The organism is Streptomyces sp. NPDC021224 (assembly GCF_044332905.1).
Classification (GTDB): Bacteria; Actinomycetota; Actinomycetes; order Streptomycetales; family Streptomycetaceae; genus Actinacidiphila.
The window spans coordinates 408643-432846 of record NZ_JBIRPW010000001.1 but is presented as its reverse complement, the minus strand read 5'-3'; the positions used below and the strand labels follow the sequence as shown (position 1 = coordinate 432846).

The following is a 24204-nucleotide window of genomic DNA, read 5'->3' as shown; positions in this document are numbered from 1 at the left end:
ATCGGATCTCTCCCGTCGTCACGGTGACCCTAGCCGCGCGGCAAAACGATCAGCAAGACCCGCTCAAGGGGTGTGTGCCACCCTCCAGCCGCGCGGCCCGGCCGGTGCGCCGAGCGCCATCCGACGAACAGGGGGCACATCCGTGGAGATTTCCCGGAGATCACTCATCCGGCAGGGCGGCACCGCCGCGGCCGGCGCAGGCGCGGTCTGGCTGGGCGGTCCGCTCGCGGGGCTCGCCCCCGACGCGGCCGCGGCCACCGCCGAACCCGACGGCTCCCCGGCGTTAGCCGAGGGCTCCCCGCGCCCGGTCACCGTCACCTCCGCCACCAACGCCTCCGCAGTGCTCACCCCGGACGGCCGCACGATCGTCCTCGACCTGCTCAACATGCTGTGGACGCTCCCCGCGGCGGGCGGCGAGGCCCGCCGCCTGACCGGCATCGACACCGAGGCCAGCGAGCCCGACGTCTCCCCGGACGGCCGCCACCTGGTCTACCAGTCCTACGCCGAGGCCAACTTCCAGCTGTGGCTCGCCCGTATCGACGGCACCGGCGCCCGCCGCCTCACCGAGGGCGCCCTCGACCACCGCGAGCCGCGCTTCTCCCCGGAGGGCACCCGCGTCGCGTACACCGCCGAGACGGACGGCCACTACGTCGTCCACGTCCTCGACCTGCACACCGGCGAGGCCCGCCGCTGGACCACCGGCACTGACGTCACCGTCCAGGAGGCGCAGCCGTCCTGGCGCCCGGACGGTCGGGCCCTGGTCTTCACCGCGGGCACCGCCGACGCCCCGCGGTCCGTCGTCCAGGTCGACGCCGACGGGGTGCGCACCACGCTGGTCACCGTGCCGGAGGGCCAGGTCGCGGGCCCGTCCTTCTCCCCGGACGGCACGAAGCTCGCGTACGTCCACCTCACCTCGTCCGCCGCCCGGCTCGTCGTGGACGGTACGGCGGTCTCCGCCGAGGGCGAGGAGGTCTTCCCGTTCGCCGCGCGCTGGACGGGCGCGGACGCGGTGCTCTACACCGCGGACGGCCGGATCCGCCGCCGTACGCTCGGCGCGGCGGCCGCCGTGCGGGACGTGCCGTTCGCCGCCCACCTCACCGTGCCGCGCGTCCCCGAGCGGCCGTCGCCGCGCGACTTCGACTCCACCGCGCCGCGCGAGGTCAAGGGCGTCATCGGCCCGTGCCTGGCGCCGGACGGCGGCCGTATCGCCTTCGCCGCGCTCGGCGACATCTGGGTCGGCCGGATCGGCTCGGCGCCGCGGGCCGTCGTCTCGGACGGCGCGGTCAACACCGATCCGGCCTGGCACCCGGACGGCACCTCGCTGGTGCACGTCAGCGACCGCGGCGGCAACGCGGCCGACCTGTGGCTGCACGACCTCACCACCGGCGCGAACCGGCAGCTCACCGACCTCCAGGGGTATCTGTCCGCGCCCGTCTTCAGCCCCGACGGCGCCACGGTCGCCTTCCTCTACTGGTCGAGCATCCTGATGACGGTGGACGTCGCGACCGGCGCCGTCCGCAACGTCACCGGCCCGCTCAGCGGCTTCGGCAAGCCCACCTACACCGCGGACGGCCGCAAGCTGTCGGTCGTCTCGCTCGTGCCCGCGACCGCCCGCTACCGCGAGGGCGCCAACCGTGTCCTGACCGTCGACCTCGCGAGCGGCGAAGTCGTCTACGACGACCCGGTGCCGGGCGCGTGCCTGTCCAACCGGATAGACGCCGGGCCCGTCCACTCCCCGGACGGCACCCGTACCGCGTACGTCGTCGGCGGCACCCTGCACGTCAGCGCCCTCGACACCGCCGGGCGCCCCACCGGCCCCGCGCGCGAACTGAACGGCGAGACCGCGGACGCGCCCGGCTGGAGCGCCGACTCGCGCTCCCTGGTCTACCTGCGCGACGGCACGATCCGGCTCGCCGACGCGCGCACCGGCCGCGCCACGACCGTCCCGACGAAGCTGACGTGGCGCCAGGCCCGCCCGTCCGGCCGCATCGTCGTCCAGGTCGGGGCGCTGTGGGACGGCACCTCGCCGTCGCTGCGGCACGACGTGGACGTGGTCGTGGACGGCAACCGCGTCGCCGAGGTCGTCCGGCGCGGCGCCGTCACCGGCCACCGCACCGTCGACGCGCGCGAACTGACCGCGATGCCCGGCCTCGTCGCCCTGCACGAGCACGCGCCCTGGCAGCGCGCCGAGACCCTCAAGCTGTGGCTGGCCTTCGGCGTCACGACCCTGCGCTCCCCGGGCGGCGCGCACTACGTCTCCGTCGAGACCAAGGAGGCCGTCGACTCCGGCCGCCGCGTCGGCCCCCGCCTGTTCGCCGCGGGCGACGCCCTGGAGGGCAACCGCCTCTACTACGGCGTCGGCCGCCCCACCACCAGCCAGGAGGAGGTCGAACGCGAGGTCGCCAAGGCCGAGGCCCTCGGCCACGACCTGCTCAAGGCGTACGTCCGGCTGCCGTACGCGCTGCACCGCGCCGCCGTCCGCTCCGTCCACCGCCTCGGCCTGCCCGCCACCTCCCACTACCTCTTCGGCCCGCTCACCTTCGGCGCGGACGGCGCCGAACACCTCGGCGGCACCAGCCGCTACGGCCGCCGCCAGAAGGAGACCTTCCTCGGCCACACCCACGAGGACGTCACCGAACCGCTCGTCGCCTCCGGCATGTCCTTCACCCCGACCATGGGCCTGTCCGGCGCGGGCCTGGCCACCACCCGCGCGGGCCTCTTCCGCTACGCCGAGTGGGCCGTCGGCGACCCGCGCCTCACCTCGCTCATGAACACCCTCGAATACGCCGACTTCAGCGGGGCCGTCGCCGCCGCCCAGGCGACCGAGCCCGTCGACGAGATCGCCTTCACCTCCCACCACGGCGCCACCGTCGCCGCCCTGCTGGCCCGCGGCGCCCAGGTCGGCGTCGGCACCGACAGCCCCCTCGTCCCCGCGGCCATCTACTACCACCTCAACCTCCAGACGATGGTCCGCTACGGCGCCACCCCCTACCAGGCACTCCGCGCCGCCACCGTCACCGCCGCCCGCACCCTCGGCATGACCCCCCACCTCGGCACGGTCGAACCCGGCAAACTCGCCGACCTCTCCCTCGTCGCCGGCGACCCCCTGACCGACATCCAGGCCGCGGCCGCCGTCCACCACGTGATGACGGCGGGAGCCCTCCACTCCGTCGACTCCCTGACCTCGACCCCACCCCGCCCGGCCCCCTCCACCCCCCTCCGCTCCGAGGACGTCCCCCGGACCCCGGCCCAGAAGGCCTACTGGTGGCACCGACCGGAACACCGCCACGACGGCTGCTGCTGAGGCCCCGCCGGGCCTCCCTCTGCGGGAGGCCCGGCATCTCCCTGGGCCGCCTCGGGACGGGGCAGTCCCGCCCTTGCGTGTAGCCCACTGGGACACAGTGTGCTACGGTCATGAAATGAAGACCATTACTCAGCGCGAGTTCCGCAACAACTCCGCAGCAGTCATGGACGCGGTCGAGGCGGGCGAGACGTACCACATCACGCGTAACGGGACCGAGGTCGCCGAGCTGCGTCCGCTGGTCCGGCGGCGACGGCCGAGCGCGGAGGATTTGGTGGCGCGGCATCGGGGGCTGCCGCAGGTCGACTACGAGCAGATGCGTCAGGAAGCGGAAGAGTTCTTCGGCACTGCCGACCGCGTGGGCGACAACGATCAGGACCCCTGGGAGCGTACTCGTGACTGAGCGCCACCAGTCCGGTGTCCTGGACACCTGCACCTATATCGACCTGGGCCTCCTCGATGCCTCGGACCTTCCCCACGCGCCGGAACTGACGGCCGTCACGCTGGCCGAACTCCAGCAAGGCGTGGCCATGGCGAAGGATCCCGCGACCCGAGCGGCCCGGATGGAAAAGCTCGGTGCGGCCGTCGCGGATTTCGACCCGCTGCCCTTCGACGGCGACGCGGCCGCCCGATACGGGACCCTCGTCGCGCTCACCCTCGCGTCCGGCCGGGACCCCCGGCCCCGCAGGCTGGACCTGATGATCGCCGCCGTCGCCTCCGTGCGAGGGCTCCCCCTCTTCACACGCAATGCCGACGACTTCAAGGGCCTGGAGCAGGCGCTGGACGTCGTGCCACTCTGAGCTTCCGGGGCGCCCGCGCCGGCCCCGCGGCATTGCTCGCGGGCCCCGGCGGCTGTCAGCGGCGGTGGCCGGCCCGGAGCCAGGTGATGTCGATCGCGGCTATGCCGCCCCAGATCCAGTAGACGGCAGCGCCGCCGTCCGGTGCGAAGGCCGTCGCCAGGGCGCCGAGCGCGACCGTGCCCAGCACGACCCGGGCGCCGCGCGCCCCGGTCAGGGCGGTACGCAGCGGGCCGGGCTCGCTCAGGCGGTCGGACAGGTAGGCGTCGAAGGCCTCCGCCACCTGGTCGTCGATCTCGTCCCGCAGCCGGGCGTCCAGCGCGTCAGACATGGGTCCCCCGCATCCCGCGGCGCCGGTGGCGCCTCCTGACCACCGTAGGCATTGCAGAGATATTCTGCAAACAACTTCTGCGATGGTTGCAGAGAAGCTCTGCACTATGCTGGCGGCCATGGGCGAGCGTCCCGAGCGCAGAGTGCTCACCGGCCCGGACCTCAAAGCCTTCTACAAGGCGCTGTCCAACCCGGTGCGCCGCGACATCCTGAGCTACCTCGGCGAGCACGGCGAGGCGAACTCCACCAGCGTCGCCAAGGCCCTCGGCGAATCCACCGGCACCACCAGCTACCACCTGCGCAAGCTCGCCGACCTCAAACTGATCGCCGAGGTCGACGAACGCGCCAACGGGCGCGAGCGCTGGTGGAAGTCGCTGATGACCAACATCCACACCCCGCCCGGCCTGCACCTGGCCGAGGACGAGCGCGAGGCCGCCGTGAAACTCGGCGCCCTCAAGATGACGCACGACCTGAGCCTGGTCGTGAAGGCCTACGCCGGATACGACACCGGGGCAGGCTGGAACCAGATCCATCGCGCGGGCCTGCGCATGACGAAGGAACAGGTGGCCTCCTTCGCCGAGGAGTACGAGTCCCTGCTGCACAAGTACGCCACCGCGCCCGGCGAACACCCGCCGGACGCCCACCAGATGGCCGTCCGCCTGGTGATGCTCCCGGACGACGGCACGAGGCCGGAACTGCCTCCGGCGGACGAAGCGCCCGACGACGACGGCCGGCCCAGGCGGCCCGCGCCCGACGAATTCTGACAGCGGCCCGGAGGCCACGCCGGCGCCCGGCCCGGCTTTCCGGAAGGCTGACGCGCATGGCATCCGTGGTGCAGAACGTGGCGATCGACTGTGCGGACGCGTACGCGCTGGCGCGCTTCTGGAGCGAGGTGACGGGCCGCCCGCTGGACGCCGACGCCCGCCCCGGCGACGAGGAGACCCGCGTTCTCCTGGCGGAGGGCCCGGCCCTCTACTTCAACCAGGTCCCCGAGCCGAAGACCGTCAAGAACCGCCTCCACCTGTGCCTGCGCCCCGAGACCACCCGCGAGGAAGAGGTCACCCGCCTGCTCACCCTCGGCGCCACCCTGGTCGCCGACCGCCGCGAGCCCGACGGCACGGGCTGGGCGGTCCTGGCGGACCCGGAGGGCAACGAGTTCTGCGTGCTGCGCAGCGCGTCGGACCGGGCGGCCACCAGGTCGTGACGGGCGCGGCGCCGGGCACTGCGGTTCGCCGAGTTGGGGGGCACGTTCACGCTCGGCGCGAACGGTGCTTCCGGGGTGCCGCCCGGGGAAATGAGATTGCCGCCGAACCAGAGCAGTTGTCGGCTGGGCACCATGGCTGAACTGCGCACCGACCGCCTCGTCCTGCGCCGCTGGCGAGCCGCTGCGTCCGAACGTGCTGTACCGCATCACCCGGAACGCGAGGACCTGACGTTCTTCGCCGAGGCCGCTCGATCCAGTGCCGTGTCAGGCAACGTTTGCCTCGTAGCGGGGGAAGCGATTCACGCCGTGGGACTGCCTGGGTCTGCGAGAATCGGCGGATGCTGAACATCGGAACGATCGTGATGGGGGCCACCGATGTACGGCGGGCCGCGGAGTTCTGGAGCCGGGCACTGGGCTACGTCCCTCGCGATGGTGAGGTGAAGGATGACTGGGTGGTGCTGGTGCCGGCCGACGGCTCCGGCGCCGCGCTGGCTCTCGACCTCAGTACGACGCCCGTGCAGGAACACCCGAGAGTCCACCTCGACCTCTATGCCGGCGACGCCGCCGATCAGGAAGCCGAAGTGGCACGACTCATCTCCCTGGGCGCTGAACGCGTCGACTGGGACTTCTATCCGGACGACGCCGACTTTGTCGTGCTCGCCGATCCGGAGGGCAACCGCTTCTGCGTCATCGACACCAGTCGCGGCTGACACCCACGGTGCTCAGGTGGCGGAGCGGGTGCGAGTGCGTGAGATCGACGATGACGAGGGCAGACGGCTGCTTCGGATCATCCGCCGGGGCACCGGGTCGGTGGTGACCTGACGGCGGGTCCAAATGGTCCGGCTGTCCGCGCAGGGCATGCCGGTGGCGAAGATCGCCGAGGTGTCGTTCACCAGCGACGACCGGGTCCGGGACGCACGGGTCGAGCACCTCTACGCGATCGCCGACGGCGAGGTGATACCCGAGGACGACGAGCCCGAAGTGGTCTTCTGCGCGGACGAGTTCGAGCCGCGCAACCTGATGCCCCCACCCCGGACGCCAGTGGGCCGAGCGCGGTGGCTACCCGCCCGAGATTGGTGCGGCACTAGCTGTGGGGACGGGGGCGCCCGGCCCGGGGATGCGGGCTGCGACCTCTATTCCACGGCCTCCGTCTCCGCCGTCTCCGCCGTCTCCGCCGCCTCCGCCGCCTGCGCCAGCCGCTCGAACGTGCCGGTGAGCACCGCCCGGCGCTCCTCCTTGTACCCGGGCTTGGGCCCGAGTCCGTCGATCGACCCCTCCCACACCGCCAGGAATGCCGCCTGCCAGCCCCGTATCGTCGCCGCGGGCGGAAGCGTCACGCCCACCCAGTCCTGGCGCTTCAGCAGGAGCAGCAGCTCCAGGTTGCAGGGCACGGCGACCCTCCAGTACTCGTCCGGCTCCAGCTCCACCGGATCGCCGTCCATCGCCCGCGCCACCTCGGCCACCAGCCGCTCGGCCAACTCCCCGAGATGATCCGCCGCCGTGTCACTGTCGAAGTTCCCCGCACCCCAGGTCCCCACGTCTCCGCCTCCGCTCGGTGCCCGCGTCGCTGCTGCTGCCTGCCATCACAGCAGGGGGGACTGACAACGGCCGGCGGTGGTCCTACGAGAGGTTCTTCGCGGGTGCGTAGCGGAGGAGCACCACGTCGCCGATCGTGCGGGTGCCGAGCAGGGTGAGGCGGTGGGTGGGGCCGCCGGGGAAGGCCGCGGGGCCGAGGAAGCGAGGTGCGGCGGGCTGGCCGACGAGCAGCGGGGCGACGGCCAGGTGCACTTCGTCGGCCAGGCCCTGCGCCAGGAACTGGGTGTGGATCGTGCCGCCGCCCTCCACCATGAGCTGCCGCACGCCGCGACCGGCGAGGTCGTCGAGCAGGGCGCCGAAATCGACGGCGGGGCCGGTGCTCACGACGTCCGCGAGGCCGTCGAGCGTCTCGCGCAGCTTCGGGGCGGCAGTGTCCGTGGTGTAGACGACCTTGCCGTCGCCGTAGTGCCAGAACTTCAGGTCGCGGGCGAGGTCGCCGCTGCCGGTGAGGGTGACCTTGAGCGGGTATTCGGGCTTGCCCGCCGCGATCCGGGCGGCACGCCGTTCGGGGCTCTTCACCAGGAGGCGGGGGTTGTCGCGGCGGAGTGTGGTGCCGCCGATGAGGATGGCGTCGGACTCCGCACGGACCTGGTCGACGCGGTCGAAGTCGTCGGCGTTCGACAGCATGAGCCGGTCGGGGGACGTGTCGTCGATGTAGCCGTCGATGGAGGTCGCGACGCTCAGGACGACGTACGGGCGCTCGGCCATGTGTCCATCCGTTCCGGGTGGTTGGGGTTGGGGTTCAGGTCTCGTGGACCAGGATGCCGTCGAGGGCGGTGCGGAAGTCCGAGACGGCGGGCAGGGCATTCCATCGGCTCAACTGCGAGTCCAGGGAGGCCAATTCCCCGAAGATGCGGGCCGACCGGGTCTCCTCTGCGAGGGGCAGCGCCTGGGAGCCGGTCCGCGCGGCGAGTTCCGGCTCACCGGACCGGGCCTGGGCCACGGCCGCCCGCGCGAGGTAGACGCCGCGGTCACGGCGGAAGGCGGGCGGCAGCGTACCGATGGCGGCGGCGAAGCCGTCGGCCGCGGCGCGGTGTTCTGCGGGCCCTCGGCGTGACGCGCGTCGGCACCGACCACGTACGGCCCTTCGGCCGCGGCGCCGCGGGCCGCGCCCCGGATCTCTCCGGCCTGTGCCGCGACTGCGGGAACGGCAGGGCCGCGGTCGGGCCGGACGGCACGGTGTCGCCGTGCGTCTTCTCGACGTTCATGGACGTGGGCGACGTCCGTACGGCTCGGCTGGCCGATATCCTCGGCGGCGCCGCCATGGCGGAGGCCGGTGCCGACATCCGCACAGCGGTCCGGGCCGGTCGGCCCTGTCACCCGGACTCGGCCCCGTGCGGCCCGGACAACGCCCCCCAGCAGCCGTGCGGGCCGGAGGACAACGCGGAGTGCAGTCCTGGCACGCCTCCGAGCACATGCAACCCGAAGAGGTGAGCCTCATGACCGCCGAGCAGGAGATCTCCGCACTGGTCCGTGCACACGCGGGCGAAGTGCTGTCCCTGCGGCCCACTCGCTACGGGTACAGCTCCGACCTGACCGCCCTGGCCGAATGCGAGAAGGGGACCTTCTTCGTCAAGGCCATGCGCAACAGGCCCGGCGGACGCCGTGACTCGCTCCTGCGTGAGCGGGACGTCAACCCCCATGTGCGGGAGGTGGCTCCCGCGCTCCGGTGGTCCGCGGAGGACGACGCCTGGTGCGTGCTCGGATTCGAGGCGGTCCAGGGGCGGCCGTCGGACATCGAGCCGGGCTCGGCGGATCTGGGGCTGATCGCCGACCTCGTGTCGACGGCCGGGACACTGGAACTCCCCGACGTGGCACGGCACTGGCCGGAGACCCGGTGGGACGCGTACGTCGCCGACGCGGGTGATGCCGCGTGGTTCCGGGGGGACACGCTGCTGCACACCGACGTCAACGCGAACAACGTGCTGATCGGCGAGCAGCGCACATGGCTCGTGGACTGGGCATGGCCCACGCGGGGCGCGGGCTTCATCGACCCCGCCTGCTTCGTGCTCCAGCTCGTCGCGGCGGGGCACGACCCCGCCGCGGCCGAGGCATGGGCGTCCCGCTGCCCGGCCTGGGCGCAGGCGGACCGCCGGGCGATCGACGCCTTCGTGCGGGCGGACGTCCGGATGTGCGACGCCTTCGCGGCCCGCAAGCCCGAGGCCGACTGGCTCGAGGCGATGGCGGCCGCCGCATGCGAATGGGCCGCGCACCGCGGGCTCTGACACGGCGGTCGCCCGCTCTTCGTGCGCCGGCCACCAGCCCGGCGTCGGCCGGCTCCCCCGGCACGGGCCCCGCGGCCTCGCGCTCTGCGGCCCGAAACCCCCTCCTGACCACTCCTGAGGAGATCCGCTCATGACGCACACCCCCGAGACCGACCGCCACTGGATGGCCCGCGCCATCGAGCTGTCCCGGTCCTGCCCGCCGGTGGCGAACCGCTTCAACGTCGGAGCGGTCGTCGTCGACGCCGACGGCCACGAGATCGCCACCGGCTACAGCCGCGAGGGCGGCGACCCGCACGTGCACGCCGAGGAGTCGGCCCTCGCCAAGCTCGGCCGCGACGATCCCCGCCTGCTGTCGGCCACGATCTACAGCACGCTCGAACCCTGCTCGGAGCGCGCCTCCCACCCCGTCCCGTGCGCGCGGCTGATCGTCGAGGCGCGTATCCCCCGGGTGGTGATCGCCTGGCGCGAGCCGTCGTTGCTCGTCGCCGACTGCCAGGGGGTCGAGGAGATGGCGGCCGCGGGGATCGAGGTCGTCGAGCTCGCCGACATGGCGGAGGCGGCCCGCGCGGTCAACGCGCACCTGAACCTCTAGCGTGGTGGCCCACCCACGAACGGAGGCAGGGCACATGGGCGACGTCGATCGGGAGTTGGTCGAGGCGGCGACGCGGGTCGCGCGGGAGCGGTGCCGGGGGGACAACCACACCGTCGCCGCCGCCGGGCGGGGTGCGGACGGGCGGATCGTCACCGCCGTGAACGCCTACCACTTCACCGGCGGCCCCTGCGCCGAGCTGGTGCTCATCGGGGCGGCGGCGACGCAGGGGGTGTACGAGCTGGAGACGGTCGTCGCCGTGGGGGACCGCGAGCGCGGCGTCATCCCGCCGTGCGGCCGGTGCCGCCAGGTGATGCTGGACTACTTCCCCGGCGTGCGCGTCGTCGTCGGGACGGGCGAGGCGCTGAGGGCGGTACCGATCGCCGAGCTGCTGCCGGAGACGTACGTCTGGGCGGACCACCAGCTCGACGCGGACTAGCGTTCCGCCCGCACGCCGGGAGAGCGCGCACCCCAGCGCCCACCGCAGAGCGCGTCCACGAGGCCAGGACTCCGGCCGGAGTCCTGGCCCGCGTCGTGTACGGGCCGGGGACCGCGGTGGTGCCGCCCCCGGCCCCGGCTCACAGCAGCTTGTCGCCGGTCTCGATGTAGTCGATGTACTGCCCCGCGGCGAGCGTGCCGCCGCTGCGGCTCTCGTAGAGGAAGACCACGCCGTCCTCGGGGGGTGCGATCGCGAGCAGGTCGGGACGGCTGCCGCCGGAGTAGTGCGAACCCAGCAGCGTGTCGAACCGGCCCCAGCCGCTCGCGCCGAGCGCCTTGCGGGTGGTGAAGGCGCCCTTGCCGTTGCCCGGGTACAGCCACAGCTTGCCTGCGCTGTCACTGACGACGAGGTCGTTCCGCCGGTCCCCGTTGAGGTCGCCGGGGGCGGCGAAGGCACGCATCGCGTTCCAGCCCGAGCCGATGAGCTTGCGGGTGGTGAAGGCACCCCTGCCGTTGCCCGGGTACAGCCACAGTTTGCCCGTGGTGTCGCGTGCGAGCAGGTCGTCCTTGCCGTCGCCGGTGAGGTCGCCGGCCGCCTGGAGCGCGGACATCGCGTTCCAGCCGGAGCCGATGAGCTTGCGGCTGGTGAAGGCGCCCCTGCCGTTGCCCGGGTACAGCCACAGTTTGCCCGTGGTGTCGCGTGCCAGCAGATCCTCGCTGCCTTCGCCGGTGAAGTCCCCGTGCCGCGTGAGTGCGGACATCGCGTTCCAGCCGGAGCCGATCAGGGTGCCCGAGCCGTCGCCCGGCAGGTACCACAGCTTGCCGGACCAGGTCCGCAGCAGCATGTCGCTGTTGCCGTCGTTGTTGAGGTCGGAGAACGCCAGCCCGGATCCGCCACTGCTCCAGGTCGGATCCTGCCACTGCAGGTACTCGGGCCCGCCCTCCGCCTCCCGGGCCGTGTGCGCGAGCCGGAAGGAACTGAGGTTGTTCAGCATGTGGCTGTTGGCGTCGGCGAAGCCGTCGAGGTTCAGCTGGGACTCGCCCGAGTCGTCCCAGTTGACCACGACGTCGTGCACCGGATCGTCGTAACGGTAGCCCGGCAGGCTGTACATGGACACCGCGTGCATCCCGGTGCGGTTGTACACCGAGTCCGCCTTGTTGTCCCACGAGCCGAGGCTGGAGTGGGACGAGGTGTAGGCGATCATGGACCCGGTGCCGTTGAGGCCGTCGAAAAGGCAGAAACTGCCCTTCGGGCACCGGTTCCAACCGGTCGCAGCCGCGTGCGCGGGCGCCATGGCACCGGCGCTCAGCCCGAGCGCGGCCGCAGCCGCGACGACGATGGCGCGGAGTCGTCTTCGCTTCATATAACCCCCCAGAAACAGGCCGCTCAGAGCGCGGCTGCGCGCAGTGTAGCTGCGCCCTGCAGCAGCATCGCGGCCCACTCCGCTTCCTGGCGGACCGGGCGCTCAGGGCGCGCGTGCGTCCGGGTGGCCGGCGTCCGGGGCCGGGGAAGGGCTTGCCCTCAAGTGCACTCCAAGGTGTTGGGTGAGGCGTATGAGATACACGCAGCTGGGGCGGACGGGGCTACGGGTCGGGCGGCTCGTGCTGGGGACCATGAACTTCGGGGGGCTGACGGACGAGGCGACCTCGCACGGGCTCATGGACACCGCCCTCGACGCGGGGGTGAACCTCTTCGACACTGCGAACATCTACGGGGCCGACGGGCACAAGGGGCTCACCGAGGAGATCCTCGGGGGGTGGTTCGCGCAGGGCGGCGGGCGGCGGGACAAGGTCGTGCTCGCGACCAAGCTGTACGGGAACATGACGAACGACGGCACGCCGTGGAACGTCCAGTCGTGGCCCAACCACGACCGGCTCTCGGCGCTGAACATCCGGCGGGCGGTGGACGCGAGCCTCGCGCGGCTCGGGACGGACCACATCGACGTCTACCAGATCCACCACATCGACCGGGCGACGCCGTGGGAGGAGATCTGGCAGGCCATGGACGTGCTGGTGGCGCAGGGGAAGATCCTCTACGTCGGGTCCAGCAACGTCGCCGGGTGGCACATCGCGCAGGCCAACGAGACCGCGCGGGCGCGCGGGTCGTACGGGCTGGTCAGCGAGCAGTGCTTCTACAACCTCGCGCAGCGCACCGCGGAGATGGACGTCATCCCGGCGGCGCAGGCGTACGGGCTCGGGGTCATCCCGTGGTCGCCGCTCAACCAGGGGCTGCTGGGCGGCGCGCTGCGCAAGGAGCGGGAGGGCGGCGGGTCGCGGACGTCGGGCGGGCGGTCCGCGGCGGGCCTGGCCGATCCGGCCGTACGGGAGCAGGTCCGGCGCTACGAGGAGCTGTGCGCGCGGGACGGGCTGGAGCCCGGTGAGGTCGCCCTCGCGTGGCTGCTCACCCGGCCGGGCGTGACGGGGCCGATCGTCGGCCCGCGCACCGCCGAGCAGCTCGACTCGGCCCTGCGGGCGCTGGACCTCGACCTCGGCGCCGACTTCCTCGCCGAGCTGGACGCGATCTTCCCCGGGCCGGGCCCGTCGCCGGAGGCCTTCGCCTGGTAGGCGCGCGGGTACGGGACGAGCGGGGCCGCCGGATTTCCGCCCGGCGGCCCCGCTGCCCGTCGGCGGCCGGACGTCGAGAGCCCAGAGCGGGGCATGCCGCGGAGCCGGGCCGGGGACCGGGACCGGGACCGGGCCGTCAGCTTGCCGCCTTCGCGGCGGACCCCCGTATCTCCAGCTCGTCCAGCAGCGTCGCGGTGGCCGCCGCTACCGCCTCCACGGCCGCGTCGAACGCCTCGCGGTTGTGCTTCGCGGGCGCGCGGAAGCCGGAGATCTTGCGGACGTACTGGAGCGCGGCGGCCCGGATGTCCTCGTCGTGGACCTCGGGCGTCATCGGGGGACGCAGGGTCTTGATGCTTCGGCACATGTCTCCAGTGTGCCGCGGGGGTACGACAACGGGCCCGGCCCCGCCCGGCGGGGTGCGGACGGACGTACGAGCGGCGCGCGCGCGTACGGCGGACGGGTGCACGGACGGGTGAGCGTCCCCCGTCCCGCGAACGGTTTCGCTCCGGCCCCTTGGCGCACAGGCGCCCCGGTGCTTCAATGCCATGCAGTGGTTAGGAAGCTTTCCTAACCACCAACGCCACACCCCCGCACGTCCACGCAGTCACGCACGCCCCACCCCCGCCCGGGGCCGCCCCCCACCGCATCTTCGCGGTGCCACGGCGGCCGGAAACGGAGACGCACGTGCACACCTCCCCCCACCCGACCCACGAGACCCACCCGACCCGCGCCACCCGCCGCCGGGTCGCCCTGCTCGCCGCGACCGCCCTGCTCGCGGCGGGCGGCACCTCCCTCGCGCTGGCCGGCCCCGGCGCCGCGGCCACGCCCGCCGTCACCGCCGCCCCGCACGCGACCGGTGCCGGGCTCGCCGACGCGCACAAGAAGGAGATGGCGATGGAGCTGGTCTCCTCCGCCGAGAACTCCACCCTGGACTGGAAGTCCCAGTACAAGTACATCGAGGACATCGGCGACGGCCGCGGCTACACCGCCGGCATCATCGGCTTCTGCTCCGGCACCGGTGACATGCTCGAACTCGTCCAGCACTACACGGACATGGAGCCGAACAACGTCCTGGCCAAGTACCTGCCCGCGCTGGAGGACGTCAACGGCTCGGACTCCCACGCGGGCCTCGGCTCGGCCTTCGTGAGCGCGTGGAAGACCGCCGCCAAGGACACCGTCTTCCAGCAGGCCCAGAACGACGAGCGCGACGACGTCTACTTCAACCCCGCCGTGAACCAGGGCAAGGCGGACGGCATCGGCACGCTCGGCCAGTTCATCTACTACGACGCGATCGTGATGCACGGCCCCGGCGACGACCCGGTCAGCTTCGGCGGCATCCGCAAGACCGCGATGAAGAAGGCCAAGACCCCCGCGCAGGGCGGCGACGAGACCGCCTATCTCAACGCCTTCCTCGACGCCCGCAAGGCGGCGATGAAGACGGAGGACGCGCACGACGACACCAGCCGCGTCGACACCGAGCAGCGCCCCTTCCTCCAGGCCGGCAACCTCAACCTGGACCCGCCGCTGCACTGGAAGACCTACGGCGACTCCTACCAGATCCTCACCCTCCCCTGAGGATCCGCGTGACCCGCGGCCCGGACGCTCCCACCATCCAGCGTCCGGGCCGCGCCCATGTCACGCGGACCGCCCCGCGTCAGGGGGGCTGACCCCCGCCCGGAGCAGGGGGGCAGCCGGGTGGGACGCGGGCCGGGGCGCCGGTGGGATGGGGGAAGGAGCGCGACGGAACGGGGGAAGGGCATGCCGGTGTTCGGGACGCGGAGATGGGTACGGGGGGCGGCCGCGCTGGGCGGCGCCGTCATGGTGCTGCTGGCCGCCGCGCCGGGGGAGGCGGCGCCGGGCGCGCGGAGCGCGTTGCAGCAGGAGGTGGACGCGGTGCGGGCCACCGGAGTCGTGGGGGTCGGCGCCGAAGTCCTCACCCCGCAGGGGGACGTCACCGCGCGGGCGGGGACGGCGACGGCGGGGACGGGCCGGGCGATGCCCGCGGACGGCCGGTTCCGGATCGGCAGCGCCACCAAGACGTTCACCGCCGCCGTCGTGCTCCAGCTCGTCGGCGAGGGGAGGCTCTCCCTCGACGACACCGTCGAGAAGTGGCTGCCCGGCGTCGTCCGGGGCAACGGCAACGACGGACGGGCCATCACCGTACGGCAGTTGCTCCAGCACACCAGCCATGTGCCGGACGTCGCACCGCTGGTACCGGCGCTGAACACCGCGGAGGGCTATGCCGCCGGGCGCTACCGGGCCTACACGCCCGAGCAGTTGGTGGCGCTCGCGATGACGCAGCCGCGGGTGCCCGGCGACGGGTGGACGTACTCCAACACCAACTACACGCTCGCCGCGATGGTCATCGGCAAGGTCACCGGGCGCAATTGGGCGCAGGAGGTCACCGACCGGATCATCCGGCCGCTGGGGCTGCGCGACACCAGCGCGCCGGGCGCCTTCCCGTACGTCACCGGGCCGCACGCGGACGCCTACGCCACGTTCAACGGCACCAGCGCCCCCACCGACGTCACCGTGCTGGACGCGAGCATGGCCGTCGGATCGGGCGCGCTGATCAGCAGCACGCACGACCTCGCCCGCTTCTACACCGCCCTGCTCGGCGGCCGGCTGCTCGCGCCCGCGCAGCTCGCGGAGATGACGTCCACCGTGCCCGCGCCCGACCTCCAGGTGGACTACGGGCTCGGCCTCGGCCGCATCCCGCTGTCCTGCGGCGGCAGTTACTACGCGCATCCCGGGGAGCTGCTCGGCTACCACACCTGGGGCGGTGTCACCGCGGACGGGACGCGCAGCGCGGTGGTGTACGCGACCAGCGACGGCGGACCGGACACCCAGGCGGCCATGAGCGGCCTGGTGGACCGGGAACTGTGCGGGGTGCGCTGAGCGTCAACCGGGGGTGAACGATCTCACCCTGCGCACCATCAGCGGCGCCGACGAACTCGGCCTCTTCTCCCGGCTGCCCTACGTCCTGAACGCCGAGCTGGCCGCCGACCTCGCGGCCGGGCGGCGGCGGCCGGAGTGGATGTGGGTCGCCCTGCGGGACGGCGAGGTCGTCGCGCGGGTGGCGTGGTGGGCGCGGGCGGCGGGGGACGCGCCGATGTTCCTGGACATCCTGGACCTCGCCGAGGGGGAGGACGCCGGGACCGCGGTGCGGCTGCTGGAGACGGCGGGGGCGGCCGTGCTGCCGGAGGGGACGGGGCGCCCCGGGTACACGCGCTTCGTGCCGCCGGACTGGCGGGAGGACGCGGCCGTCCGGGAGGGCGTCGAGCAGCGGATGCGGGTGGTCGAGCGGACCGGCGGGCGGCTGTTCGTCGAGCGGCTGCGGCTGGAGTGGCGGCGCGGGACGGCCGTCCCGGAGCCGTCCGGCCGTCTCGCCTACCGCGAGGTGCGGGACCGGGCCGAACTCGTCGGCCTCATGACGCAGGTGCTCGACGGGACGCTGGACGCGCACAGCCGCGACGACCTGACGCGGATGACGGCGGAGCGGGCCGCGGAGCAGCAGTACGAGGAGGAACTGGAGCGGTACGCGTCGCCGCGCGCGTGGTGGCGGGTCGCGACGCTGCCGGGGAGCGGTGAGCCGGTCGGCTTCGTGATCCCGGCCCGCAACGCGTACAACCCGATCATCGCGTACATCGGGGTGCTCCCCGCGCACCGCGGCAACGGCTACATCGACGACGTCCTCGCCGAGGGCACCCGTGTCCTGGTCGCGCAGGGCGAGCAGGACGTCCCGCGGATCCGCGCGTCCACCGACGTCGGGAACGTCCCCATGGCGCGGGCCTTCGCCCGCGCCGGATACGTCAATTTCGAACGCCAGATCGATATGACCTGGGCCTGACCGGTACGGACGGGTCTCACGCGATCGTCTGCCGCGACACCTGCGTCCCGTCCACCACGTAGACCAGGGCCACCCGCTGCCCCGGGGTGAGCGTGCCCGCGACCGCGGTCGGCGGGATGTGGGCGCGCAGCAGGAAGTCGTGCGAGTCCAGCAGCGTCATCCCGGGGATCGCCCGCAGCAGCGCCGAGACGGGCACCGTCGCGGCGTCCTCGTCCCCGGAGGCGGCGCGGCGCAGTACGCGGAAGAGCCCCACCGCCCCCTCGGCGGCCACCTCGCTGAGCACCAGGGCCTGCCGGTGCGCGGCGTCCGGGTCGAGCGCGACCCCGTCGCCGGCCGCGACCCCCTCACCCGCCGCGGCTTCGGCGTCCGGGCCGCGGTACTGCTCGTCCAGCGGATCCTGCACCGGCCCGCGCCGACCTCCGAATGGCGTCATCGTCGCACCTCCGCCCGTACGCGCATGTCCGTTTAACGATAGTTTGATCGCATTACGAGGGTACGCCGGGCCAGAGCGTGCGCAAACCCCCGCTGCGACACCCCGCCGGGCGCCGGAGCGTCAAGAGCACGTCAATGGCGCCGTCGCCCGCGCAAGGGAAGCGTCAACGCAGGCGTCCGCACACCTCCGTGGGGGTGACCGTATGGGCGGGGCCCCGACCGGGGCCCCTGTGCCGTCCTCGGCCGTCATCACGACTGTCACCACCTGGGGTGCCGCGGAAAATGTCCGATCTCGTATTCATCGCCGTGACGATCGCGGTCTTCGCCGTGCTCGCGCTTGTCGCCAAGGGGGTCGGGCGGCTGTGAGCGCAGACAACATCATCGGGCTCGTCGTCGCCGCAGCCCTGCTCGGGTACCTCGTGCTGGCCCTGGTCTTTCCGGAGAAGTTCTAGATGAACGACACTCTCGCGGGCTGGCTCCAGATCACCGTCCTGGTCGCGGCCCTGGCCCTCACCTACCGCCCGCTGGGCGACTACATGGCCCGCATTCTTGACTCGGGCAAGCACCTCGCGGTCGAGAAGGGCCTCTACCGCCTCGGCGGCGTGGACCCGGACGCCGACCAGCAGTGGGGCACGTACCTGCGCAGTGTGCTGGCCTTCTCGGCGGTCTCGCTGCTCCTGCTCTACGGGATGCAGCGGCTCCAGAACCACCTGCTGCTGTCGCTGGGCTTCCCGCCGGTCAAGGCGGACCAGGCGTTCAACACCGCGGCCTCCTTCGTCACCAACACCAACTGGCAGTCGTACAGCGGCGAGGTCACGATGGGCCATCTGGTCCAGATGGCCGGGCTCGCCGTGCAGAACTTCGTGTCCGCGGCCGTCGGCATCGCCGTGGTGTCCGCGCTGATCCGCGGCTTCACCCGCAAGCGCACCGACCGGATCGGCAACTTCTGGGTGGACCTCACCCGGATCGTCGTACGGCTGCTGGTGCCGATGGCGTTCGTCTTCGCGGTCGTGCTGGTCGCGCTGGGCGCGGTGCAGAACTTCCACGGCATCCACGAGATCGGCACGCTGATCGGCGACAAGCAGTCGCTCACCGGCGGACCGGTGGCCTCGCAGGAGGCCATCAAGGAGCTGGGCACCAACGGCGGCGGCTTCTACAACGCCAACTCCGCCCACCCCTTCGAGAACCCGAACGGCACCAGCAACCTCATCGAGATCTACCTGCTGCTGGTCATCTCCTTCTCGCTGCCGCGCACCTTCGGCCGGATGGTCGGCGACAACCGGCAGGGCTACGCCGTCCTCGCCGTCATGGGCCTGATCTGGGCCGTCTCGGTCGCCCTCATCACCGTCAACGAGCTGCACAGCGTCAGCAGCACCGCGGGCCACACCGCGGGCGGGATGCTGGAGGGCAAGGAGCAGCGGTTCGGCGTCTGGGCCTCCGCGCTCTTCGCCGCCTCCACCACGCTCACCTCGACCGGCGCGGTGAACTCCTTCCACGACTCCTACTCGCCCGGCGGCGGGGGGATGACGATCTTCAACATGATGCTGGGCGAGATCGCGCCCGGCGGTACGGGATCGGGCCTGTACGGCATTCTCGTCCTGGCGGTCATCGCGGTCTTCGTGGCCGGGCTGATGGTCGGCCGGACCCCGGAGTACCTGGGCAAGAAGCTCGGGGCGCGGGAGATGAAGTTCGCCTCCCTCTACATCCTGGCGACCCCCGCCGTGGTGCTCATCGGCACGGGCGCGGCGATGTCGCTCAAGGGCGAGCGCGCCGCGATGCTCAACAGCGGCCCGCACGGCTTCTCCGAGGTGCTGTACGCGTTCACGTCCGCGGCCAACAACAACGGATCGGCCTTCGCGGGCCTGGGCGTCAACACCCACTGGTACAACACCGCGCTGGGCCTGGCGATGCTCTTCGGCCGCTTCCTGCCGATGATCTTCGTCCTGGCGCTGGCCGGATCGCTGGCCAGACAGCAGCCGGTCCCCGTCACCGCGGGCACCCTGCCCACCCACCGGCCGCAGTTCGTCGGCCTGCTCACCGGCGTCATCGTGATCGTCGTGGGCCTCACCTACTTCCCCGCGCTCGCGCTGGGTCCGCTCGCGGAAGGTCTGCACTGATGTCCCTGTCCACCGGCCGGCAGCAGCCGGCCCCGTCCGGCGGCCACGGAGCAGGCGCCGCCCCCGGAAAGCAGGAGCAGCGCCGGATATCGGGCGGGCTGCTGGATCCCAAGCAGCTGCTGGTGTCGCTGCCCGACGCGGCACGCAAGCTCCACCCGCGGGCCATGGCGAAGAACCCCGTCATGTTCGTCGTCGAGGTCGGCGCGGTGCTGACGACCTTCTCCGCGATCAAGGACCCGGGCGTCTTCGCCTGGGTGATCACCGTGTGGCTGTGGCTGACGGTGGTCTTCGCCAACCTCGCGGAGGCCGTCGCCGAGGGCCGCGGCAAGGCGCAGGCCGAGACGCTGCGCAAGACCAGGACCGAGACCGTCGCCCGCCGGCTGACCGACTGGCGGCACGGCGACAGCACGCTGACGGAGGAGAGCGTCCCGGCGGCGAACCTGCGGCTCGGCGACCACGTGGTGGTCGAGGCCGGGCAGGTCGTGCCCGGTGACGGCGACGTCGTCGAGGGCATCGCCTCGGTCGACGAGTCGGCGATCACCGGCGAGTCCGCGCCCGTCATCCGCGAGTCCGGCGGCGACCGCAGCGCGGTGACCGGCGGCACGAAGGTGCTCTCCGACCGGATCGTCGTCAAGATCACCTCCAAGCCCGGCGAGACCTTCATCGACCGGATGATCGCCCTGGTCGAGGGCGCCGCCCGGCAGAAGACCCCCAACGAGATCGCCCTCAACATCCTGCTCGCCTCGCTCACCGTGGTCTTCCTGCTGGCCGTCGTCACCCTCCAGCCGATGGCGATCTACGCGGGCGCCGAGCAGTCCCTCGTCGTGCTGGTCGCGCTCGTCGTGGCGCTCATCCCGACGACGATCGGCGCGCTGCTGTCCGCGATCGGCATCGCCGGCATGGACCGGCTGGTGCAGCGCAACGTGCTCGCGATGTCCGGGCGCGCGGTCGAGGCGGCCGGTGACGTCAACACGCTGCTGCTCGACAAGACCGGCACCATCACCCTCGGCAACCGCGAGGCGGCGGAGTTCCTGCCGGTCGGCGGGATCTCCCTCGACGAGCTGGCGGACGCCGCCCAGCTGTCGTCGCTGTCGGACGAGACGCCCGAGGGCCGCTCCGTCGTCGTGCTGGCCAAGGAGAAGTACGGGCTGCGCGGCCGTGAGCTGGGCAGCCAGGCCGAATTCGTGCCCTTCACGGCGCAGAGCCGGATGAGCGGCGTCAACCTCACCGAGGACGGCGACCGGCGCGAACTGCGCAAGGGCGCGGCCAGCGCGGTCATGCACTGGATCCGGGAGAACGGCGGCCACCCGGTCGGGGAGGTCGGCCCGATGACCGACGCGATCTCCGCGAGCGGCGGCACCCCGCTGGTCGTCGGCGAGGTCGTGCACCACGCCGACGGCGGCACGACCGCGGTGGTGCTCGGCGTCGTCCACCTCAAGGACGTCGTCAAGGCGGGCATGCGCGAGCGCTTCGACGAGCTGCGCCGGATGGGCATCCGCACGGTGATGATCACCGGCGACAACCCGCTGACGGCCAAGGCCATCGCGGCCGAGGCGGGCGTCGACGACTTCCTCGCCGAGGCCACGCCCGAGGACAAGATGGCGCTCATCAAGCGCGAGCAGGCGGGCGGCAAGCTCGTCGCGATGACCGGCGACGGCACCAACGACGCGCCCGCGCTCGCGCAGGCCGACGTGGGCGTGGCCATGAACACCGGCACCTCGGCCGCCAAGGAGGCCGGGAACATGGTGGACCTGGACTCCAACCCCACCAAGCTCATCGAGATCGTGGAGATCGGCAAGCAGCTGCTCATCACCCGCGGCGCGCTCACGACCTTCTCGATCGCCAACGACGTGGCCAAGTACTTCGCGATCATCCCCGCGATGTTCGCGATCGCCTACCCGGGCCTGGACACGCTCAACATCATGCGGCTGCACAGCCCGACCTCGGCCATCGCCTCCGCGATCATCTTCAACGCGCTGATCATCATCGCGCTGATCCCGCTCGCGCTGCGCGGTGTGCGCTACCGCCCGTCGTCGGCGGGGGCGCTGCTCGGCCGCAACATCCGGATCTACGGCCTCGGCGGGCTCGTCCTGCCCTTCGTCGGCATCAAGGTCATCGACCTGGTCGTCCAGTTCATCCCCGGCCTGCGCTGACCGGCGGACCGCACCGAAAGGAGACACACACCATGGCCAACCACCTCCCCGCCCCCGTCCGCCGGCACCTCGCGGCGCTGCGCATGCTGCTGGTGCTCACCGTGATCACCGGCGTGCTCTACCCGCTCGCCGTCACCGGTGTCGCGCAGGCCGCCTTCCACCACCAGGCCAACGGCTCGGTCGTGAAACAGGACGGCAGGACGGTCGGCTCCAGCCTGCTGGGCCAGACCTTCGACCTGCCGAAGAAGAACCCCGACGACCCCAACGAGGCCGCCCGCCCCGACCCGAAGTTCTTCCAGCCGCGCCCCTCGGCGGGCTCCTACGACCCGCTGGCCTCCGGCGCGTCCAACCTCGGGCCGAACGACCCCGACCTGGTCAAGGCGATCGAGCAGCGCCGCAAGGACGTCGCCGCCTTCGACGGGGTCGATCCCAAGGACGTCCCCGCCGACGCCCTGACCGCCTCCGGCTCCGGCCTCGACCCGGACATCTCGCCCGCCTACGCCTACGAGCAGGCCGACCGGGTCGCCAAGGCCCGCGGCCTCGCCCCCACGGCGGTCCACGACCTGGTCGCCGCCCATGTGCACGGCCGCGACCTGGGCTTCCTCGGCGAGCCGCGCGTCAACGTCCTGGACCTGAACAGGGCGCTGGAGACGCTCGGACGCTGAGGAGCACGCCCCCGGTCCCGCCCGCTCGCCGAACGGGCGGGGCCGGGGGCTCCGGCGCGGGCGGCGACGTAGCATCGCTGGCATGGAACAGCGTGTACTGGGCAGGACCGGCCGACCCGTCTCCGTCGTCGGCCTCGGGACGTGGCAGCTCGGCTCCGACTGGGGCGACGTCAAGGAGGCCGACGCCCTCGCGGTGCTGGACGCCGCCGTCGAGTCCGGCGTGACCTTCTTCGACACCGCCGACGTCTACGGCGACGGCCGCAGCGAGCAGCTCATCGGCCGCTACCTCAAGGAGCGCCCCGACGCCGGGATCTTCGTCGCCACGAAGATGGGCCGCCGCGCCGAGCAGCTCCCGGAGAACTACAGCCTCGCCAACTTCCGCGCCTGGAACGACCGCTCACGCGCCAACCTCGGCGTCGACACCCTCGACCTGGTGCAGCTGCACTGCCCGCCCACCGCCGTCTACACCTCCGACGCCCTCTACGACGCGCTCGACACGCTCGTCGAGGAGCAGCGCATCGCCGCGTACGCGGTCAGCGTCGAGACGTGCGACGAGGCGCTCGCCGCGATCGCCCGGCCGGGCGTGGCCAGCGTGCAGATCATCTTCAACCCCTTCCGGCTCAAGCCGCTGGAGAAGGTGCTGCCCGCCGCGCAGGCCGCCGGCGTCGGCATCATCGCGCGCGTCCCGCTCGCCTCCGGCCTGCTCAGCGGCAAGTACACCCGCGAGACGGTCTTCGCCGAGAACGACCACCGCGCCTACAACCGGCACGGCGAGGCCTTCGACCAGGGCGAGACCTTCTCCGGCGTCGACTACGAGACCGGCCTGGAGGCCGCCGTCGAGTTCGCCGCGCTCGCCCCCGAGGGCGCGACCCCCGCGCAGACCGCGCTGCGCTGGATCGTCCAGCAGCCGGGCGTCACCTCCGTCATCCCCGGCGCCCGCAACGTCGAGCAGGCCCGCGCGAACGCCGCCGCGGCCGAACTGCCCGCGCTGCCGCAGCCGGTGCTGGACGGCGTGCGCGACCTGTACGACCGGCGCATCCGCGCCCAGGTGCACGACCGCTGGTGAGCGCCTGACGGCAGGGCCGTGACGCGGCCCGGGGGCGGCCGATACGGTCATCCGGGTGACGACCTTCACCGACAGCGACAGCCACGCCGAATTCCCCGGGGCCAGTGGCCCCTACCGCACCACGCAGGCGGATCCCAAGGACGTGGGCCGGGTGCGTACCGAATACGCCCCGGTCCACGACGGCGACCCCGACCCGGGCGAGATCGTCTGGACCTGGGTGCCCTACGAGGAGAACGACGGCCGCGGCAAGGACCGGCCCGTCCTCGTCGTCGCCCGCGAGGCGGCCGGCACGCTGCTCGCCGTGCGGCTCTCCAGCAAGCGCCACGACCACGACCGCGAGTGGATCGCGATAGGCGCCGGCCCCTGGGACCGTGAGGGCCGCGACTCCTGGATCGACGTCGACCGCGTCCTGCGCCTGCACGAACAGGGCATGCGCCGCGAGGCCTGCGCCCTGGACCGCGGCCGCTTCAACCTCGTGGTGAACCGGCTCAAGGAGCTGTACGGCTGGAGCTGAGCGGTTCCGGGGGCCGTAAGGGAAGCGTCAGGACGGGCTCGGGCGCCGTCAGGGGGGTGTCAACGGGGGTCCGGGCGCGCCGCGCGGTGCCTAGCGTCGGAGGGGTGCAGCGCGGATACCTTCCCCCGACGGTCCGCCGCCCCTCCTCCCCCGGGCGCGGCGCGGGACCGGTGCGCGGCCTCGACCGCGACCGGCCCGCCCGGCTGCGGCTCGCGGCCGCCCTCTCCGGCGGCATGCTCGCCGCCGCCCTCGTCCTCGGCGCCGTCACCGGCGGGCTCACCTGGCCCGCGGCGCTGCTGTGGGCGGCGGCCGCGGCCGTCCTGTTCGCCGTGCTGGCCCCGCCGCGGATCACCGCGGACGGC

At 72.7% G+C, this 24204-nt stretch carries 27 protein-coding genes and 1 pseudogene; 21 read left to right on the top strand and 7 right to left on the bottom strand.

Going from position 1 to position 24204, the window contains the following annotated elements:
• Positions 1-142: 142 nt before the first annotated feature.
• The 3 genes from ACH4PY_RS01875 (at position 143) to ACH4PY_RS01865 (ending at position 4101) form a co-directional block, all read left to right on the top strand.
• The gene (locus tag ACH4PY_RS01875; protein WP_398174745.1) at positions 143-3304 is read left to right on the top strand and encodes an amidohydrolase family protein; all 3162 of its coding nucleotides are present in this window, start codon (positions 143-145) and stop codon (positions 3302-3304) included.
• A gap of 115 nt (positions 3305-3419) precedes the next feature.
• On the top strand, positions 3420-3704 hold the full coding sequence (locus ACH4PY_RS01870; protein ID WP_398174742.1) for a type II toxin-antitoxin system Phd/YefM family antitoxin: 285 nt from the start codon (positions 3420-3422) through the stop codon (positions 3702-3704).
• Positions 3697-4101 (top strand): type II toxin-antitoxin system VapC family toxin, encoded by a 405-nt coding sequence (locus ACH4PY_RS01865; protein WP_398174739.1) that lies wholly within the window; start codon positions 3697-3699, stop codon positions 4099-4101. Before ACH4PY_RS01870 ends, ACH4PY_RS01865 begins: the two co-directional genes overlap by 8 nt.
• Positions 4102-4156: 55 nt before the next feature.
• On the opposite strand, the gene ACH4PY_RS01860 is transcribed toward ACH4PY_RS01865, so the two are convergent.
• Positions 4157-4429 (bottom strand): hypothetical protein, encoded by a 273-nt coding sequence (locus ACH4PY_RS01860; protein WP_398174736.1) that lies wholly within the window; start codon positions 4427-4429, stop codon positions 4157-4159.
• 118 nt (positions 4430-4547) lie between these two features.
• Here ACH4PY_RS01860 and ACH4PY_RS01855 point away from each other — a divergent pair, with 118 nt between their 5' ends.
• From ACH4PY_RS01855 to ACH4PY_RS01840, 4 genes and pseudogenes are all read left to right on the top strand, one after another.
• Entirely contained in the window at positions 4548-5192 is a 645-nt protein-coding gene (locus ACH4PY_RS01855) for an ArsR/SmtB family transcription factor (protein WP_398174733.1), read from the top strand.
• Between the two features lie 56 nt (positions 5193-5248).
• Positions 5249-5632: a VOC family protein gene (locus ACH4PY_RS01850; protein WP_398174730.1), complete on the top strand. Its 384-nt coding sequence runs from the start codon at positions 5249-5251 to the stop codon at positions 5630-5632.
• 338 nt (positions 5633-5970) lie between these two features.
• Entirely contained in the window at positions 5971-6342 is a 372-nt protein-coding gene (locus ACH4PY_RS01845; protein ID WP_398174727.1) for a VOC family protein, read from the top strand.
• Between the two features lie 124 nt (positions 6343-6466).
• Positions 6467-6692, top strand: a pseudogene (locus ACH4PY_RS01840) (hypothetical protein); the annotation flags it as partial.
• 73 nt (positions 6693-6765) lie between these two features.
• Here the strand turns inward: ACH4PY_RS01840 and ACH4PY_RS01835 are convergent.
• From ACH4PY_RS01835 to ACH4PY_RS01825, 3 genes are all read right to left on the bottom strand, one after another.
• The gene (locus tag ACH4PY_RS01835) at positions 6766-7170 is read right to left on the bottom strand and encodes a DUF4259 domain-containing protein (RefSeq protein WP_398174724.1); all 405 of its coding nucleotides are present in this window, start codon (positions 7168-7170) and stop codon (positions 6766-6768) included.
• Between the two features lie 82 nt (positions 7171-7252).
• Positions 7253-7936, bottom strand: coding sequence for a RibD family protein (locus ACH4PY_RS01830; protein ID WP_398174721.1), 684 nt, complete (start codon positions 7934-7936; stop codon positions 7253-7255).
• A gap of 34 nt (positions 7937-7970) precedes the next feature.
• On the bottom strand, positions 7971-8171 hold the full coding sequence (locus ACH4PY_RS01825; protein ID WP_398174718.1) for a hypothetical protein: 201 nt from the start codon (positions 8169-8171) through the stop codon (positions 7971-7973).
• Between the two features lie 110 nt (positions 8172-8281).
• On the opposite strand from ACH4PY_RS01825, the gene ACH4PY_RS01820 reads away from it, so the two are divergent.
• The 4 genes from ACH4PY_RS01820 (at position 8282) to ACH4PY_RS01805 (ending at position 10481) form a co-directional block, all read left to right on the top strand.
• On the top strand, positions 8282-8662 hold the full coding sequence (locus ACH4PY_RS01820; RefSeq protein WP_398174715.1) for an SPASM domain-containing protein: 381 nt from the start codon (positions 8282-8284) through the stop codon (positions 8660-8662).
• 5 nt (positions 8663-8667) lie between these two features.
• Positions 8668-9453 (top strand): protein kinase, encoded by a 786-nt coding sequence (locus tag ACH4PY_RS01815; protein WP_398174712.1) that lies wholly within the window; start codon positions 8668-8670, stop codon positions 9451-9453.
• A 130-nt stretch (positions 9454-9583) separates the two neighbouring features.
• A complete protein-coding gene (locus tag ACH4PY_RS01810; protein ID WP_398174709.1) occupies positions 9584-10045 on the top strand; it encodes a deaminase in 462 nt (153 codons plus the stop codon).
• 34 nt (positions 10046-10079) lie between these two features.
• Entirely contained in the window at positions 10080-10481 is a 402-nt protein-coding gene (locus ACH4PY_RS01805) for a cytidine deaminase (protein WP_398174707.1), read from the top strand.
• A gap of 139 nt (positions 10482-10620) precedes the next feature.
• Here the strand turns inward: ACH4PY_RS01805 and ACH4PY_RS01800 are convergent, their stop codons facing one another.
• Complete coding sequence (locus tag ACH4PY_RS01800; protein WP_398174704.1) at positions 10621-11844, bottom strand: FG-GAP-like repeat-containing protein; 1224 nt, start codon at positions 11842-11844, stop codon at positions 10621-10623.
• Positions 11845-12034: 190 nt separating this feature from the next.
• Here ACH4PY_RS01800 and ACH4PY_RS01795 point away from each other — a divergent pair, with 190 nt between their 5' ends.
• The gene (locus ACH4PY_RS01795) at positions 12035-13045 is read left to right on the top strand and encodes an aldo/keto reductase (RefSeq protein WP_398174701.1); all 1011 of its coding nucleotides are present in this window, start codon (positions 12035-12037) and stop codon (positions 13043-13045) included.
• 136 nt (positions 13046-13181) lie between these two features.
• Here the strand turns inward: ACH4PY_RS01795 and ACH4PY_RS01790 are convergent, their stop codons facing one another.
• The gene (locus tag ACH4PY_RS01790) at positions 13182-13409 is read right to left on the bottom strand and encodes a DUF2277 domain-containing protein (protein WP_398174698.1); all 228 of its coding nucleotides are present in this window, start codon (positions 13407-13409) and stop codon (positions 13182-13184) included.
• A 320-nt stretch (positions 13410-13729) separates the two neighbouring features.
• Between ACH4PY_RS01790 and ACH4PY_RS01785 the strand changes: the two genes are divergently transcribed.
• The 3 genes from ACH4PY_RS01785 to ACH4PY_RS01775 all read left to right on the top strand — a co-directional run bounded on the left by ACH4PY_RS01785 (position 13730) and on the right by ACH4PY_RS01775 (position 16895).
• Positions 13730-14620, top strand: coding sequence for a chitosanase (locus ACH4PY_RS01785; protein ID WP_398174695.1), 891 nt, complete (start codon positions 13730-13732; stop codon positions 14618-14620).
• Positions 14621-14803: 183 nt separating this feature from the next.
• Positions 14804-15943: a serine hydrolase domain-containing protein gene (locus ACH4PY_RS01780; RefSeq protein ID WP_398174692.1), complete on the top strand. Its 1140-nt coding sequence runs from the start codon at positions 14804-14806 to the stop codon at positions 15941-15943.
• A 13-nt stretch (positions 15944-15956) separates the two neighbouring features.
• The gene (locus tag ACH4PY_RS01775; RefSeq protein WP_398174689.1) at positions 15957-16895 is read left to right on the top strand and encodes a GNAT family N-acetyltransferase; all 939 of its coding nucleotides are present in this window, start codon (positions 15957-15959) and stop codon (positions 16893-16895) included.
• Between the two features lie 16 nt (positions 16896-16911).
• On the opposite strand, the gene ACH4PY_RS01770 is transcribed toward ACH4PY_RS01775, so the two are convergent.
• Positions 16912-17328 (bottom strand): hypothetical protein, encoded by a 417-nt coding sequence (locus ACH4PY_RS01770; protein WP_398174686.1) that lies wholly within the window; start codon positions 17326-17328, stop codon positions 16912-16914.
• Positions 17329-17689: 361 nt separating this feature from the next.
• Here ACH4PY_RS01770 and kdpF point away from each other — a divergent pair, with 361 nt between their 5' ends.
• From kdpF to ACH4PY_RS01740, 6 genes are all read left to right on the top strand, one after another.
• On the top strand, positions 17690-17779 hold the full coding sequence (gene kdpF / locus ACH4PY_RS01765; RefSeq protein WP_398174683.1) for a K(+)-transporting ATPase subunit F: 90 nt from the start codon (positions 17690-17692) through the stop codon (positions 17777-17779).
• Positions 17780-19444: a potassium-transporting ATPase subunit KdpA gene (kdpA, locus tag ACH4PY_RS01760; RefSeq protein ID WP_398174679.1), complete on the top strand. Its 1665-nt coding sequence runs from the start codon at positions 17780-17782 to the stop codon at positions 19442-19444.
• Positions 19444-21597 carry a potassium-transporting ATPase subunit KdpB gene (kdpB, locus tag ACH4PY_RS01755; protein WP_398174676.1) on the top strand — a complete coding sequence of 718 codons (2154 nt, stop codon included), beginning with the start codon at positions 19444-19446 and terminating at the stop codon, positions 21595-21597. Before kdpA ends, kdpB begins: the two co-directional genes overlap by 1 nt.
• Before the next feature lie 32 nt (positions 21598-21629).
• Entirely contained in the window at positions 21630-22262 is a 633-nt protein-coding gene (gene kdpC / locus ACH4PY_RS01750) for a potassium-transporting ATPase subunit KdpC (protein WP_398174673.1), read from the top strand.
• Positions 22263-22344: 82 nt separating this feature from the next.
• The gene (locus tag ACH4PY_RS01745; RefSeq protein WP_398174670.1) at positions 22345-23328 is read left to right on the top strand and encodes an aldo/keto reductase; all 984 of its coding nucleotides are present in this window, start codon (positions 22345-22347) and stop codon (positions 23326-23328) included.
• 55 nt (positions 23329-23383) lie between these two features.
• Positions 23384-23842 carry a type II toxin-antitoxin system PemK/MazF family toxin gene (locus tag ACH4PY_RS01740; protein ID WP_398174667.1) on the top strand — a complete coding sequence of 153 codons (459 nt, stop codon included), beginning with the start codon at positions 23384-23386 and terminating at the stop codon, positions 23840-23842.
• The last annotated feature ends 362 nt before the right edge of the window (positions 23843-24204 follow it).

What these genes read in the sequence shown, in the direction of transcription:
- ACH4PY_RS01870 (WP_398174742.1), top strand. Translation starts at nt 3,420, where the DNA reads ATGAAGACCATTACTCAGCGCGAGTTCCGCAACAACTCCGCAGCAGTC.
- ACH4PY_RS01860 (WP_398174736.1), bottom strand. Translation starts at nt 4,429, where the DNA reads ATGTCTGACGCGCTGGACGCCCGGCTGCGGGACGAGATCGACGACCAG.
- ACH4PY_RS01855 (WP_398174733.1), top strand. Translation starts at nt 4,548, where the DNA reads ATGGGCGAGCGTCCCGAGCGCAGAGTGCTCACCGGCCCGGACCTCAAA.
- ACH4PY_RS01850 (WP_398174730.1), top strand. Translation starts at nt 5,249, where the DNA reads ATGGCATCCGTGGTGCAGAACGTGGCGATCGACTGTGCGGACGCGTAC.
- ACH4PY_RS01845 (WP_398174727.1), top strand. Translation starts at nt 5,971, where the DNA reads ATGCTGAACATCGGAACGATCGTGATGGGGGCCACCGATGTACGGCGG.
- ACH4PY_RS01830 (WP_398174721.1), bottom strand. Translation starts at nt 7,936, where the DNA reads ATGGCCGAGCGCCCGTACGTCGTCCTGAGCGTCGCGACCTCCATCGAC.
- ACH4PY_RS01815 (WP_398174712.1), top strand. Translation starts at nt 8,668, where the DNA reads ATGACCGCCGAGCAGGAGATCTCCGCACTGGTCCGTGCACACGCGGGC.
- ACH4PY_RS01810 (WP_398174709.1), top strand. Translation starts at nt 9,584, where the DNA reads ATGACGCACACCCCCGAGACCGACCGCCACTGGATGGCCCGCGCCATC.
- ACH4PY_RS01805 (WP_398174707.1), top strand. Translation starts at nt 10,080, where the DNA reads ATGGGCGACGTCGATCGGGAGTTGGTCGAGGCGGCGACGCGGGTCGCG.
- ACH4PY_RS01800 (WP_398174704.1), bottom strand. Translation starts at nt 11,844, where the DNA reads ATGAAGCGAAGACGACTCCGCGCCATCGTCGTCGCGGCTGCGGCCGCG.
- ACH4PY_RS01795 (WP_398174701.1), top strand. Translation starts at nt 12,035, where the DNA reads ATGAGATACACGCAGCTGGGGCGGACGGGGCTACGGGTCGGGCGGCTC.
- ACH4PY_RS01790 (WP_398174698.1), bottom strand. Translation starts at nt 13,409, where the DNA reads ATGTGCCGAAGCATCAAGACCCTGCGTCCCCCGATGACGCCCGAGGTC.
- ACH4PY_RS01780 (WP_398174692.1), top strand. Translation starts at nt 14,804, where the DNA reads ATGCCGGTGTTCGGGACGCGGAGATGGGTACGGGGGGCGGCCGCGCTG.
- ACH4PY_RS01770 (WP_398174686.1), bottom strand. Translation starts at nt 17,328, where the DNA reads ATGACGCCATTCGGAGGTCGGCGCGGGCCGGTGCAGGATCCGCTGGAC.
- kdpA (WP_398174679.1), top strand. Translation starts at nt 17,780, where the DNA reads ATGAACGACACTCTCGCGGGCTGGCTCCAGATCACCGTCCTGGTCGCG.
- kdpB (WP_398174676.1), top strand. Translation starts at nt 19,444, where the DNA reads ATGTCCCTGTCCACCGGCCGGCAGCAGCCGGCCCCGTCCGGCGGCCAC.
- kdpC (WP_398174673.1), top strand. Translation starts at nt 21,630, where the DNA reads ATGGCCAACCACCTCCCCGCCCCCGTCCGCCGGCACCTCGCGGCGCTG.
- ACH4PY_RS01745 (WP_398174670.1), top strand. Translation starts at nt 22,345, where the DNA reads ATGGAACAGCGTGTACTGGGCAGGACCGGCCGACCCGTCTCCGTCGTC.